The 12,454-nt window shown below is 62.3% G+C and carries 15 protein-coding genes; 7 read left to right on the plus strand and 8 right to left on the minus strand.

The window, feature by feature from the left end:
• The first annotated feature begins 71 nt into the window (after nt 1-71).
• The 3 genes from arsB (at nt 72) to AArcSl_RS02060 (ending at nt 3,395) form a co-directional block, all read left to right on the plus strand.
• Nucleotides 72-1,295: an ACR3 family arsenite efflux transporter gene (gene arsB / locus AArcSl_RS02050; RefSeq protein ID WP_119814288.1), complete on the plus strand. Its 1,224-nt coding sequence runs from the start codon at nt 72-74 to the stop codon at nt 1,293-1,295.
• 40 nt (nt 1,296-1,335) lie between these two features.
• Nucleotides 1,336-2,265, plus strand: a complete 930-nt coding sequence (locus AArcSl_RS02055) for a universal stress protein (RefSeq protein ID WP_119814291.1) — start codon at nt 1,336-1,338, stop codon at nt 2,263-2,265.
• 74 nt (nt 2,266-2,339) lie between these two features.
• Nucleotides 2,340-3,395, plus strand: coding sequence for a PrsW family intramembrane metalloprotease (locus AArcSl_RS02060; protein WP_119814294.1), 1,056 nt, complete (start codon nt 2,340-2,342; stop codon nt 3,393-3,395).
• 25 nt (nt 3,396-3,420) lie between these two features.
• On the opposite strand, the gene AArcSl_RS02065 is transcribed toward AArcSl_RS02060, so the two are convergent.
• Nucleotides 3,421-3,771, minus strand: a complete 351-nt coding sequence (locus tag AArcSl_RS02065) for a cell division protein SepF (protein WP_119814297.1) — start codon at nt 3,769-3,771, stop codon at nt 3,421-3,423.
• A 137-nt stretch (nt 3,772-3,908) separates the two neighbouring features.
• Here AArcSl_RS02065 and AArcSl_RS02070 point away from each other — a divergent pair, with 137 nt between their 5' ends.
• From AArcSl_RS02070 to AArcSl_RS02085, 4 genes are all read left to right on the plus strand, one after another.
• A complete protein-coding gene (locus AArcSl_RS02070; RefSeq protein ID WP_119814300.1) occupies nt 3,909-5,723 on the plus strand; it encodes a S8 family serine peptidase in 1,815 nt (604 codons plus the stop codon).
• Between the two features lie 122 nt (nt 5,724-5,845).
• Nucleotides 5,846-6,703, plus strand: coding sequence for an NAD-dependent epimerase/dehydratase family protein (locus AArcSl_RS02075; protein ID WP_119814303.1), 858 nt, complete (start codon nt 5,846-5,848; stop codon nt 6,701-6,703).
• 172 nt (nt 6,704-6,875) lie between these two features.
• Nucleotides 6,876-7,205: a DUF5783 family protein gene (locus AArcSl_RS02080; protein ID WP_119814306.1), complete on the plus strand. Its 330-nt coding sequence runs from the start codon at nt 6,876-6,878 to the stop codon at nt 7,203-7,205.
• Nucleotides 7,206-7,254: 49 nt separating this feature from the next.
• Nucleotides 7,255-7,620, plus strand: a complete 366-nt coding sequence (locus AArcSl_RS02085) for a NifU family protein (protein WP_119814310.1) — start codon at nt 7,255-7,257, stop codon at nt 7,618-7,620.
• 601 nt (nt 7,621-8,221) lie between these two features.
• Here the strand turns inward: AArcSl_RS02085 and AArcSl_RS02095 are convergent.
• The 7 genes from AArcSl_RS02095 to hcsL all read right to left on the minus strand — a co-directional run bounded on the left by AArcSl_RS02095 (nt 8,222) and on the right by hcsL (nt 12,452).
• A complete protein-coding gene (locus AArcSl_RS02095; protein ID WP_119814313.1) occupies nt 8,222-8,557 on the minus strand; it encodes an ArsR/SmtB family transcription factor in 336 nt (111 codons plus the stop codon).
• A 72-nt stretch (nt 8,558-8,629) separates the two neighbouring features.
• Nucleotides 8,630-8,872 (minus strand): MTH895/ArsE family thioredoxin-like protein, encoded by a 243-nt coding sequence (locus AArcSl_RS02100; RefSeq protein WP_119814316.1) that lies wholly within the window; start codon nt 8,870-8,872, stop codon nt 8,630-8,632.
• A gap of 55 nt (nt 8,873-8,927) precedes the next feature.
• The gene (locus AArcSl_RS02105) at nt 8,928-10,091 is read right to left on the minus strand and encodes a permease (RefSeq protein ID WP_119814319.1); all 1,164 of its coding nucleotides are present in this window, start codon (nt 10,089-10,091) and stop codon (nt 8,928-8,930) included.
• Between the two features lie 89 nt (nt 10,092-10,180).
• A complete protein-coding gene (locus tag AArcSl_RS02110) occupies nt 10,181-10,540 on the minus strand; it encodes a 4Fe-4S dicluster domain-containing protein (RefSeq protein WP_119814322.1) in 360 nt (119 codons plus the stop codon).
• Nucleotides 10,541-10,599: 59 nt separating this feature from the next.
• Nucleotides 10,600-11,856 carry a M20 family metallopeptidase gene (locus AArcSl_RS02115; RefSeq protein WP_119814325.1) on the minus strand — a complete coding sequence of 419 codons (1,257 nt, stop codon included), beginning with the start codon at nt 11,854-11,856 and terminating at the stop codon, nt 10,600-10,602.
• 48 nt (nt 11,857-11,904) lie between these two features.
• A complete protein-coding gene (gene hcsS / locus AArcSl_RS02120; protein WP_193588492.1) occupies nt 11,905-12,087 on the minus strand; it encodes a halo-CC-star protein HcsS in 183 nt (60 codons plus the stop codon).
• Complete coding sequence (gene hcsL / locus AArcSl_RS02125) at nt 12,084-12,452, minus strand: halo-CC-star protein HcsL (RefSeq protein WP_119814331.1); 369 nt, start codon at nt 12,450-12,452, stop codon at nt 12,084-12,086. The genes hcsS and hcsL overlap by 4 nt, the downstream gene beginning before the upstream one ends.
• Nucleotides 12,453-12,454 lie beyond the last annotated feature (2 nt).

Raw genomic sequence — 12,454 nt, forward strand, 5'->3', positions numbered from 1 at the left:
CCAACAACGTTCCGTGACGGGACGGCGACGGTTCAGACAGTTTCCGCCAGATCGATGGAGGGGAGACAACGATGAGCGAACTCGATCACGAACACGGGCCGGATTGTGATTGTCCGGACTGCGGAGATCCGCGGTCGATGGACTTCCTCGACAAGTACCTCACCGTCTGGATCTTCCTGGCGATGGCGATCGGGGTCGGGCTCGGGTTCCTGGCCCCCTCCGTCGTCGACCCGATCCAGCAGTACCACCTCGTCGAGATCGGGCTCATCATGATGATGTATCCGCCGCTGGCGAAGGTCAACTACCGGCAACTCCCGCTGGTGTTCAGCAAGTGGCGGGTGTTGAGCCTGAGCCTGATTCAAAACTGGTTGATCGGGCCGACGCTGATGTTCGCGCTGGCGGTGATCTTCTTCAGCGGGATCGTCCCGTGGTTCCCCGCCCGGCCGGAGTACTTCCTCGGGTTGATCTTCATCGGAATGGCGCGGTGTATCGCGATGGTGCTGGTCTGGAACGACCTCGCGGAGGGTTCAAGCGAGTACGCTGCAGGCCTGGTGGCGTTCAACAGCGTCTTCCAGATCCTCACCTACGGGGTGTACATCTGGTTCTTCGCGCTGTTCCTTCCGCCAGTACTGGGGCTGGACGCAATGGTCGTCGGGATTGACGCCTTCGACATCACCGTCGAGCAGGTGTTCTGGGCGATCGCCATCTTCCTCGGGATTCCCTTCGCTGGGGGCATCCTCACCCGTCTAGGCGGCGTTCGTTCCAAGGGCGAAGAGTGGTACGAAGAGCAGTTCGTGCCGAAGATCAGCCCCGTCACCCTCATCGCGCTGCTGTTTACGGTGATCGTGATGTTCGCCACGCAGGGAGACAATATCGTCGCCCAGCCGCTAGACATCGTCTGGCTCGCCGTGCCGCTCACGATCTACTTCGTGGTGATGTTCCTCGTGAGCTTCGGGATGGGCCGGGGGATCGGCGCCGACTACTCGACGACGACCGCGATCGGCTTCACCGCCGCCTCGAACAACTTCGAACTCGCGATCGCCGTCGCAGTCGCCGTCTTCGGCGTCGGCTCCGGGGTCGCATTCGCGACCGTCGTGGGCCCGCTGATCGAGGTGCCGGTGTTGCTGGCGCTGGTAAACGTCGCCATCTACTTCCAGGAGAAGTTCGACTGGGCCGGCTACGAGACCGGCCAGCTGGAAAGCACCAAGCCGGCAAGCGAAGGCACCAAGCCGGCAAGCGAAGGCACCAAGCCGGCAAGCGAGGAATCGACACCCTCCAAAACTGACGACGACTGAATACCGACAACTGAATCCCGACAACTGAACACTAATTACGATGACATTCGAAACTCTCCTGATTCCGACCGACGGCAGCGATCGCGCAGAAACCGCCGGGCGTCGAGGGTTGGACCTGGCCGGCGCACTCGACGCGAGCGTCCACGTTCTCTCGGTTGCGGACAGCTCCGTGGCGACGGGGACGGGCTATTCGGGCGATTCGCCCAGGGTCCGCGAACGGCTTCGAGAGCAAGCGAACGCCCGAGCGACCTCCTTCAGTGAGGAAGCCGCCTCGCGGGGGCTGGAGGCGACCGCTGCAGTCCGGGAGGGGATCCCGGCCCGAGAGATCGTCGACTACGCCGACGAACACGGGATCGACGCCATCGTCATGGGCACCTCCGGCCGGGGCGCGGTCGTGCGGGCGATCGTCGGGAGCGTCGCCGACAAAGTGGTCCGCACCGCGTCCGTTCCCGTCATGACGATCAACTCGGAGGTGGTCGATCCGAAGGTGACCCGGCCGACGGCGACCTCCGCGGGAATCGAGACAATACTCCTCCCGACAGACGGGAGCGAACCCGCGAATGTCGCGGCCAGCCGGGGGCTGGATCTGGCAGCCCAACTGGACGCAACTGTCCACCTGCTGTCCGTTGCCGACGCTGACGTCGTGGACGCCCTGATCTCGGCGTTCGACGGCGAGAAGGGCCGTGCGGAGCTGGTCGAGCAAGCGAGCGAGAACCTCGCCGCGACCGGAGAGGAGGCCCACGACCGTGGGATCGAGTTCGTGACGGCGACCACCGAGGGGAATCCCGCCGAGGAAATCGTCGACTACGCCGACGAACACGGAGTCGACGCCATCGTGATGGGGACACACGGACGCGGCGGGTTCGAACGGTTCGCCGTCGGCAGCGTGGCCGACGGGGTCGTCCGGACCGCGTCCGTGCCCGTCCTCACGGTCACGTCGTCCCTGTCGGCGGAAACCGACGACGACTGATAGTAGCGGTCGTATTTGATATGGACGACTGGATCGCCGCCAGAGCTTAACCGACGGCGTCCCTTTTGGGAACGATGAGTTCCCGGGAAGACCCGATCCAGGCTGCGGTCGACGACGACGATCGGGACCTGTACGACGTCGCCACCTGGGAAGAACGGACCTCTCTCGACGGGCTGGCGGTGGCGCTCCACTGGCTGTTCGTCCGGGGGGCGAAACTCGCGGTCGTCCTGCTTGCGGCGCTGATCCTGGTTTCTATCGGTGCGATCGGGGTGCTCTCGGAGCCGCCGATCGCGTTTCTGACCCTTCTGTCGGCGATCCCGGCGCTGGGGCTGACCGGCTACGTCTGGTACTCGGACGTGACCACCAGCGAACCGCTCTCGCTTTTGGTTGCGACGTTCCTGCTTGCGGTGTTGACCGCGACGTTCGCCGCCGTCGTCAACGGGCTCGCCCAGGGGCTGTTCGCGCCGCTCGGCGGGCTCGGACTCCTCCTGTTTTTCTATCTCGTGGTCGGCCCGGTCGAAGAGACCGTCAAACTGCTCGCGGTTCGGCTGTACGCGTACACCGACAAGCGGTTCGACGCCGTCATCGACGGCGCGGTGTACGGCGCAGTCGCGGGGTTGGGGTTCGCCACGATCGAAAACTCGCTGTATATCGCCCGGAACGTCGAAATCGCCGACCTGACGCTCGGCATCGCACTCGTGGGTGCCGGAGACGGCATCGCCGGGATCCGTGCGCTTGCGGGGCCGGGACACGTGATCTACTCGGCGTATGCCGGCTACTACCTCGGGCTCGCGAAGTTCAACCCGGAAAACAGGGGGCCGATCATCATCAAGGGGCTGTTGATCGCGGCGGTCATCCACGCGACGTACAACGCGACCGCCGGGTTCGGCACCGCGACGATCATGGCTGGGACCGGCCTCCCGTTCCTCGCGGCGTTTGCCCTCTTCGTAGTGCTCTATCAGGGCTTCTTCGGCGGAATCCTGTTGCGGAAGCTGTGGCAATACCGGACCGTGTATCTGGAGACGAGAGGGGGTACGGGAGCGGAGACGGCAGCCGGTCGGGCCAACGCTGACGAGGACCCGACCGAGCCTGAAGCGGCGGAGCCCGAACTGACGGAGTTCGAGGAGTAGCCGGGAACGGACGTCTACCGCCGAGCTACAGTTTCTCGCGGGAGATCCTGACGCCCGTCGGCGTCAAAACCAGCTGGTCGTCGCCTTTCTGGACGATGTCGCCGTCGACCTCGCGGGCGACCTGCCGGAGTTCGTCGACGATGTGTTCGATCGTCCGATCGCTCGTCGAGTGGCGGGTGATGTCCGCAATGACGAAGTCGCCGTCGTACACGGCGTCCTTGATCGGGATGACATCGCTTTGATCGCTGATCTCGGCGATGTGGACCGACATGTTGCTTTCGGTGACTGCTGCTTCCGCGTCGTCGATATCGAGTTCGACGTAGTCCTCGGTGCTGTGGCTTCCACCCGCTCCGAGGATCTTGCTCATGATGCCCATAGGATACACACGCGGCGTTGTAACAATAGTTCTTGCGTCAGACGCACAGCACGCATACAGGTTCGAGTACGGGAAAATTTTCTCTCACATTTCGGAAGATAACATTAAGAAGGCAGAGTGACAGGATAAGCTACCGCATGTCACGAGAGGGCATATCAAGGCGAGAGGTGCTGAGATACACGGGCGGAGCCGTGGGGGCGGCGGGCCTCGCAGGAACAGCGGCGGCCGACGATCACGTCGAGGTGAACGTCGGATTTGCAAACAATCGGGGGCGACGAGCAGCGCTGGAAGTGGCGGTGTCGGTCAAACGGGAGTTCTCCTTCAACGCGCTGACGATGACAGTCCCGGAGGAGGCCGTCGACGGGTTGGCGGCGGATCGGAACGTCCGGTACGTCGAGGAGAACGGCGAGATGTATGCTCACGACCAGACGACGCCATATGGGATCGAGATCACGGATGCCGACGTCGCGATCGACGACGGCAACACGGGCGAGGGGGTGTCGGTCGCGATCCTCGACACCGGGATCGACGCCCAGCACGAGACGCTCGAGGAGAACCTCGGCGAGGGGTGGGCGACCGACGACGCCGAATGTACCACCGATTGTCAGGGTGGTCCGTTCGGCGGCAACAACATCGACGAATGTCTCGAGGAGTGGGACGACGACAACGACCACGGCAGCCACGTCGCCGGGACGGCCGCCGCGGCCGACAACGGTGTCGGCGTGCTCGGCGTGGCTCCGGACGCGACCCTCCACGCGGTGAAGGTACTGGAGTGTGACGGCGGTGGAACCTTTGATGACATCGCTGCGGGAATCGAGTGGTCGGCCGACCAGGGGCACGACGTACAGAACATGAGTCTCGGGGCGGATTCCGATTCGGAAGTTGTCTCCGACGCGATCGAAGACGCCGCCGACAAGGGCGTCGTGCTGGTCGCTTCCGCTGGTAACGACGGGGAGTGTACCGACTGCGTCGGATTCCCGGCGCGACACCCGGAGGTAATCGCGGTGTCGGCAACCGACGAGGACGACGAACTCGCCGACTTCTCTTCGACGGGCCCCGAAGTCGAACTCGCCGCGCCGGGCGTGGACACGCTTTCGACCATTCCCAGGGACGACTACGATGAGTTCTCCGGCACGTCGATGTCCGCGCCGCACGTCTCCGGCGCGGCCGCGACGGTGATCGCCGACGGGACGACCGACCGCGAGGAGGTCCGTGAGCAACTGAAGGAAGCGGCCGACGACATCGGCCTCGACGAAAACGAGCAGGGTGCCGGTCGACTGAACGTTGCCGATGCCGTGGACGCCGAAAGCGACGATGATGACGACGATGACGACAAGGAAGAAGAGGAGAACGTCTCAGTCGTCACTGACGAGGCGACAGACGTCGGCGAGACGTCAGCCACCTTGAACGGCGAGGTGACGGAACTGGAGAACGCCGACGAGGCCGACGTCGGCTTCGAGTACGACGAAAGCGGCGGCGATCTTTCGAACACAGTCGACGCCGGCACCGTCTCCGGAACCGAGAAGTTCGATGCGACGGTGGACGGACTCGATTCCGGCACCGAGTACGAGTTCCGCGCGGTCGCGGAGACTGCAGAGGACAGCGACGAGGGCGACGTACTGGCGTTTACGACCGACGAAGAAGAGGATGATGACGAGGAATCGACGGCTCCCGTGATCGACCAGTTCGACCTGACGGACACGAGCAACCCCCGGTGGGCCCGCGTCGAAGTCGACTGGGCCGTCTCGGACGACGACGGGAACCTCGATGAAGTCACGTCAGTGCTGAAAGACGGCATCGACAGCGAGACCTCGTCCGTCAGCGGCGACGCAGCTTCGGGCACACACGAACTCCGCGAACGTGACGGCCACGGCGAGGCCGAGGTGACGCTCACCGTCACCGACACCGACGGGAACGAGACCAGCGACACGAAGTCAATTACGCTCGGGTAACCTACCCGTAGCACTCACTAACTACGATCGGCGCTTCAGATATTATTTAAAAGAATTACGTTTCAGCGTCCGCTTTTTGAGTTCCGTATACTTCATACCAATTTCGGGCTAATTGAGTAGACATGCAAGTCCTGATTACTGGGGCCCACGGTCAGGTTGGCGACGGGCTGAAACGGTATCTCGGAGATCGAGGAGACTACGAGTTGACGTACCTCGACCGCGACGATCATCCCGACTACGACACCCACGTCGCCGACGTGAACGATTACGACGCGATTCGACCGGCCTTCGACGGGCAAGACGCGGTCATCCATCTGGCTGCGTATCCGACGACCGACGGGACGTGGGAGCAGATCAGGGACAGCAACCTCCACGGCACTCATAACGTGCTCGAGGCAGCGGCGGACGCCGGTGTGAGCCAGTTCGTCTTCGCCTCCTCGATTCACGCTGCCGGGATGTACGAAGAAGAACACGCACCCGAACTGTACGAACTGGACTTCGATCTGACGGTTACCCATGAGGATCCCGAGCGTCCCGACTCCTACTACGGCGCCTCGAAAGCCTTCGGCGAAGACTGGGGCCGGTATTTCATCGAATGTCGTGAGTACCCCGAACAGTTCTACGCCATCCGGATCGCGAGCATCCGGGAACCGCCATACGACAACCCGTACGGCGACGCAGAGAAGGGCGTCGAACGCGGCGACTGGGAGCGCGGAAGCCACGAGTACGAAACACAGGTCAAGCGGCTACAGGGGACGTGGCTCTCGCAGCGTGACTGGGTGCAACTGGTCGAGTTGTGTTTGGCAGACGACGAACTGGAGTTCGGGATCTTCTTTGCGACGAGCGAAAACGAACGCGGCTGGTACGACATCACGCACGCGAAAGACGTGCTGGGCTACGAGCCACAGGACCAGGGCGAAGCGTGGACCGAGCCCCCGCAGGACCTCGTCGAACACGTAGAAAACAACCGAGAAATCTGAGGAGAGTTGCTCTACTCCCCGATTTGGGGTACTGACGTCAATTTATTCTATAGAAACCAATAATATGCCCAATAGTTATGATTCGGGAGTGGAAATTTTATATCGCGATATAGGATTTATCCCCCCTGCTCGGTCGCGTAACCGTTATTCCCGTCGGGCGGAACCGTGATGCATGGCCGACTTCGATCCCGAGCAGTTCGAGGACAAGTACGCGAACTACTTCCCCGAACTCCAGCGCGCGTACAAGAGTGCTTTCGAGACAATGAACGACGAGTACGACTCCGAACTGATCCACGCGATCGATCAGGCCGTACTCAACGAATCGGAGCCGTTCTACCGGGAGGGTGAATTCGTCGTGGAACTCCCGAAGAATCCCCACGACCGGATCGAAGGGGTGGGCGTGATCGTCGAGGAGGATCGGGTCGAACCCGTTCTCGATCGGTACGTCGATGAGATCGAAGGAGAACTGCACAGGGTATTCGGGGTCGAGCGAACCGACTGACCCGGAGACCAACCAAAGCCTTTAGCCCATACATCGCTAACTCCGGCGTATGAGCACCGACTCGGCGGATGCGGAAAGCGAGCTTCGCGAGGAGATCACCAACTTCCTGCGCCGGAACTTCCCGCAGATTCAGATGCACGGCGGAAGTGCCGCGATCAGCCACCTCGACACCGAAACCGGCGAAGTCCACGTCCAACTGGGCGGCGCCTGCTCGGGGTGTGGCATCTCCCCGATGACGATCCAGGCGATCAAGTCCCGGATGGTCAAGGAGATTCCCGAAATCGAGGAAGTTCACGCGGACACCGGCCTCAACGGCGGCGGTGGCGGCGGCATGGGCGGAATGAGCCCATCGTTCCCGGGCGAGGAGGGCGACGACGCCGGCGAGGAAGACGAAGGTCCGCAGGCGCCGTTCTAGCTTTTTTCGCGCTTGTAGAGCAACGGCAGTCGACGTAGGCTGTTTGTCGAAATCGGGCCTCAGGAACGGTAGTTCTGCCCATCTCGTACGAGCCGACGTCGGTGCCTCGCGCGCTTAATAAACTACATTTCGCGATAACAAATCGGTGGCCGAACCACTTCGCTGGGAACCTGGGATGCAGTAGCGTGGGGCTATTTTTTCGGTTCAGGTACTATCGAGCTGACTCGATTTCGTCGAAGAGGGAACGTACTCGCCGTTCGATCTCGTCCCGGATTTCGGTGACCTTCGTCGGCGATTCCCCGGCGGGATCCTCCAGGTCCCAGTCCCGGTTCTCCCCGGCCTACCCGGCAGGATAGACGTCCTCTGCCGAACAGCCCATCGTGATGACGTAACGAGTGCGATCTCGCGGCTGCGCCCCCGACGCGTTACCTTAACGTTTCCCGCACGCGTAGGCCATCTGTGGTCGACCGGCGTTCTGGACGCAGACGAACACGATCCGTATCGTATTTTCCGACTGGCCGTTCGGGTCAATATATCGGAGCCTCGACTGGGCGGGAATAAAACAAGAGATCTCGAGAGGGTCAGGTCTTGACGACCTCCGTCAACAGAGACGATGGACGATATCGACGACATCCTCGCCGCACTCGGTCGGTCGGTACGTCACGTAGTTACCCTCCCGGTCGGCCGTGACGAGTCCCGCCTCCTTGAGTTGTTTGAGGTGATAGGAGAGTTTCGAGTACTCGATGTCGAACAGTTCGACGAGGTCACAGACGCAAAGCTCCGATTCCTCGAGCAATCGCAAGATGAGGATTCGGCGATCGTCAGCGAGGGCCTTGAAGATGCGGTGAGCCGTCTCGACGTCACACGTCGAGACGATCGCCTCCATCTCGGCCATCGTCTCCGAGGAAACCCGGAAGTCGTTCGATTGTGAGGACATGCGTTTCCGTGTGCGGATACGGGCCACCCACAAATTAGTGTGTGCATCCGGCCGGTGCCGACAGGAACGCACCTATGTCGCCCGGAAGAGTTCGACGAGTTCCTCGACCTCGGGAATCTCACCCTCGATCTCGATCTCCTCGTCGACGGCGACGGCGGGGGTGTGCATCACGCCGCGATCAATGATCTCCATCTGTTTGTCGATTTTCTCGACGTCCGCGTCGACATCGTCGTCGAGCCGATCGAGTGCCAGGATCACGTGCTGTTCTGTCTTCTTGCACCTGGGACAGCCAGGTCCGATGACTTCGATTTTCATGGTTGGGTTGGATCGTATTTCCGTGTCGTGTTCGTGTTGGACAGCTGTCGAATCGTTACAGCAGCAGGCCCCACATGAGGGCCGCGACCGTCGAGGCGACCGCGACGAGGGCGATATAGAGGGCAGTCTGTTTGGTGCCGATCGTCTTCCAGATGACGATCATGTTCGGCAACGACAGCGAGGGGCCCGCAAGCAGCAGCGCCAGCGCGGGACCGTCAGCCATCAGGCCGTTCGTGTAGCCGAACAGCGAGCCGACGATCGGAACCTCGAGCAACGTCGGCATGTACAGCACCGCGCCGATGACCGACGCCACCCCTGCCGACAGGACCGTCGTTTCGCCGAAGAGTTCCTGGGTCAACAGCCCGGGCGCGACCTGATGGGCGGCGAAGGTCTCGCCGCCGTTGGTCGTGACAGTCTCGAGGGGAGCCATCCCCTGGGCCACCGCGGCGATCCCACCGATGATCCCGATGATAAACGTCCCGACGATCAACAGCGGAAAGATCGTCCGGGTGAAAAACCACGTCTCCTGGAGCCAGTCGTCGATCTCGTCGCGGGAAAACTCCGAGTACAGTAGATACCCCAGCATCGCGAACAACGGTGCGAGGATCGGAGCCTTGATCGCCCAGGTGAGCAGCCCAGTCGCCGCGATCAGCAGGATCGCGACCTGCGTGCCGAAGAAGCCGGCAGTCACCCATTTCGGGCGCTGGGACTCGGCGGCGTACCCCCCGTCGGTGGCGACGGTCTGGTTCTCGGGGCGATCCTCGTCGTCATCGCTCACGAAGACCAGCGCCATCGTCAGTCCGATTGCAGCGGCCATCACGACCGCGAAAAACGCTCGCGCACCGCCGAGGGGCAGTCCGAGGACGCGAGCAGTAAACACGACCGCCAGCACATTGATCGCCGGCCCCGAAAACAGGAAGGCGGTTGCAGGGCCGATCCCCGCGCCCTTCTTGTACAGGCCGGCGAACATGGGCAGGATCGTACAGCTACACACCGCGAGTGCGACGCCCGAAACCGACGCGATGGAGTAGGCCTGCAACTTCGGGGCCTCCGCGCTCAGGTACTTCGTGATGAAATGGTCGGAGAGGACCGCCGAGATCCCGCCGGCGATAAAAAACGCCGGCACGAGACACGTGAGGACGTGTAGCGTAAGGTACGACAACGTCTCGTCGATTCCTGCCCGCAATATCTCAACGAGGAGTTCGATCTCCGGAACCATTTCAATTAATCTTAGAACGAAGGTAGGATATGTGTTTTTTGGTTTTTAATTATTTTAAAACGATTGTCCGCGCCTATCGCGGACCCGACTCAATCCCCTGCCGACCTCGCTCCGAACTCGTCTTCGAGTTGCTCGCGGGCCCGGGCGAGCAACCCGTGTTCGCGAATCAGTTCCCCGACGTACTCCTCGTCCGGGAACTCGATCGCCCCGGTCGGACAGTACGTCCCACACGTCGTGCATCCGACCTTGCACCGGTACGGGTTTTCGACAGTAGCCACCTCCTGCTCGTCGTCGTATCCGAGAACGTTCCGGCCGCAATTGATTACACAGAGGCCACACCCCCCACAGGAGTCCGAATCGATCGTCGGATGCCACTCGATGGTTCGTCGGTCGAGACCCATCCACTCGGCGAATTTCTCGGGGAGATCTCCGGACCGGTTACTCACCATTTCAATTTATATTTGAATGGTCCGGGAGATAAGCATTCCAGCTTAAAATTTATTTAAAATCATTCGTCAAAAGAGCGTGTGGCAAACAACGGCGGTAGCTCCAGATACCACGCGGCCGTTCGTTCGAGTGCCTCGACGGAAACGTACTCGTCGACCTCGTGGGCGGTTCCGCTACCGACGGCAGACTCGACGGCCGGAACGCCCGCGCCGCGAAGCTTCTTCGCGTCGCCGCCGCCGGTCGCACAGCGGGCAAGCGGCCGGTCCGGGAGGACGTCCTCGGCCGCCGCAGTGACGGCCTCGACGATCGGAGCCGACGGCTCGACGTAGGTTCCCTCGGCCCAGGAAACGTCCCGGATCGAGACGCTCTCCCGGGCGTCGATACACGACCGGATCTGATCCAGGACAGCCTCGGTTGACGCCCCCGGCGTTACCCGAACGTCGAGTTCGGCGGTCGCAGTCTGTGGGACGCTGTTGACGGTGTTGCCCCCGACCAGACGCCCGAGGTTGAACGTGGGGTGTTCGAAGAGCTCCTCGAGGTGTGTCCCCGCCCCGCATGGACAGGATCCGTAGTACGCCCGAGACTCCTCAAGGATCCGTTCGATCGCCGGATCGTACTCCAGTCGACGTGACGTAATCGACTCCCGACAGGAATCGATCACCGAGTAGAGGTAATCGATCGCGTTCTCGCCGTTCATCGGCCGGGAGCCGTGGGCGGCACGGCCGGTCGCCTCGAGGGTGAGCCAGATCCGGCCCTTGTCGGCGACGGCGATCGAGTAGCGGTCGTCGACGCAGGTCGTCTCTCCCACGACGGCCCCGTCGGCGCCGATCGCGTCGGCCTCGAGGACGGCGTCGATGCCGTGGGTCCCGCCGGTCTCCTCGTCGCTGACGAATGCGAACTGCAACGTGACCGGCGGCGGTTCCGCCGCCGTCGCAAACGCCCGCAGCGTTTCGAGCATCACCGCGACGGTCCCCTTCATGTCGGTCGCCCCGCGGCCGTAGACGCGGCCGTCACGGATCTCCCCGAGGGGATCGAGAGACCACGCCTCGCGGTCGAACGGCACCGTGTCGAGGTGCCCCTCGTACAGCAGTGTCCGGTCGGATCTTCCGGATAACGTCGCGACGAGGTTCGGCCTGGAAGGATCGGGCGCGATCCATTCGGTTTCGACGTCGAACTGCGAGACGCGTTCGCGCACCCACTCCAGGACCGACCGCGTGTCCCCCGGCGGATTCTGGGTGTCGAAGGACAACAGCTCCGCTGTCGAGTCGAGGAGGCGCTCACGCCGCCGGTCCGTTCTGTGGATCTGGTTTCGATTCATTTGCGTGCTCCCGATAGCGCGTTCAGTGGACACCCCCGCGCGACTCGATCAGCAACAACTGTCGTCGCCACACACCGCCCCGTAGTCGATCCCGATCTCCTGTTCGATTGCCTGGTTACAGCGCATCACGAGGCCGAAGAACCGCTTGCGGTCGAGGTCCTCCTGTTCGGCAGCGAGGGCGTCACCGAACGCCTCGGCGGCCTCGAGCACGTCGGATTCGGCGGTAGTCAACAGCACCCACCTCCCATCGACCGGGCGAACTCCTCGCCGATCCGGTCGCTGATCACGTCGTTGGTCCGGTCGAGCAGTGCGATCAGTTCCTCTTCGGCTTGCATGTACTCGCTGATCGTTTCGTCGTCGTTCATTTCCTGTTGGATGTCCCGAAGTTCGGCCATCACTTCGGGATCGTGGCCGCCGCGTTGCAGTTGCATCTGTTTCTGCTGGAACCGTCGGAGCAGTTGCTGTGCCCCCTCGTCGTCGTCGAGACGTTCTCGCGCGTCGACGAATCGCCGATACTGTTTCGAATCCCTGATCGCCTCCACGAACTCGTGCAATCGCGCGTTGACCTCGTCGTGAGTCGATTGTTGTTCGCTCATGG

This window comes from Halalkaliarchaeum desulfuricum, from assembly GCF_002952775.1.
Lineage (GTDB): Archaea > Halobacteriota > Halobacteria > Halobacteriales > Haloferacaceae > Halalkaliarchaeum > Halalkaliarchaeum desulfuricum.

Bases quoted from the DNA above. Each gene is read 5' to 3' on its own strand.
- arsB (WP_119814288.1), top strand. From the start codon at position 72: ATGAGCGAACTCGATCACGAACACGGGCCGGATTGTGATTGTCCGGAC.
- AArcSl_RS02055 (WP_119814291.1), top strand. From the start codon at position 1,336: ATGACATTCGAAACTCTCCTGATTCCGACCGACGGCAGCGATCGCGCA.
- AArcSl_RS02060 (WP_119814294.1), top strand. From the start codon at position 2,340: ATGAGTTCCCGGGAAGACCCGATCCAGGCTGCGGTCGACGACGACGAT.
- AArcSl_RS02065 (WP_119814297.1), bottom strand. From the start codon at position 3,771: ATGGGCATCATGAGCAAGATCCTCGGAGCGGGTGGAAGCCACAGCACC.
- AArcSl_RS02070 (WP_119814300.1), top strand. From the start codon at position 3,909: ATGTCACGAGAGGGCATATCAAGGCGAGAGGTGCTGAGATACACGGGC.
- AArcSl_RS02075 (WP_119814303.1), top strand. From the start codon at position 5,846: ATGCAAGTCCTGATTACTGGGGCCCACGGTCAGGTTGGCGACGGGCTG.
- AArcSl_RS02080 (WP_119814306.1), top strand. From the start codon at position 6,876: ATGGCCGACTTCGATCCCGAGCAGTTCGAGGACAAGTACGCGAACTAC.
- AArcSl_RS02085 (WP_119814310.1), top strand. From the start codon at position 7,255: ATGAGCACCGACTCGGCGGATGCGGAAAGCGAGCTTCGCGAGGAGATC.
- AArcSl_RS02095 (WP_119814313.1), bottom strand. From the start codon at position 8,557: ATGTCCTCACAATCGAACGACTTCCGGGTTTCCTCGGAGACGATGGCC.
- AArcSl_RS02100 (WP_119814316.1), bottom strand. From the start codon at position 8,872: ATGAAAATCGAAGTCATCGGACCTGGCTGTCCCAGGTGCAAGAAGACA.
- AArcSl_RS02105 (WP_119814319.1), bottom strand. From the start codon at position 10,091: ATGGTTCCGGAGATCGAACTCCTCGTTGAGATATTGCGGGCAGGAATC.
- AArcSl_RS02110 (WP_119814322.1), bottom strand. From the start codon at position 10,540: ATGGTGAGTAACCGGTCCGGAGATCTCCCCGAGAAATTCGCCGAGTGG.
- AArcSl_RS02115 (WP_119814325.1), bottom strand. From the start codon at position 11,856: ATGAATCGAAACCAGATCCACAGAACGGACCGGCGGCGTGAGCGCCTC.
- hcsL (WP_119814331.1), bottom strand. From the start codon at position 12,452: ATGAGCGAACAACAATCGACTCACGACGAGGTCAACGCGCGATTGCAC.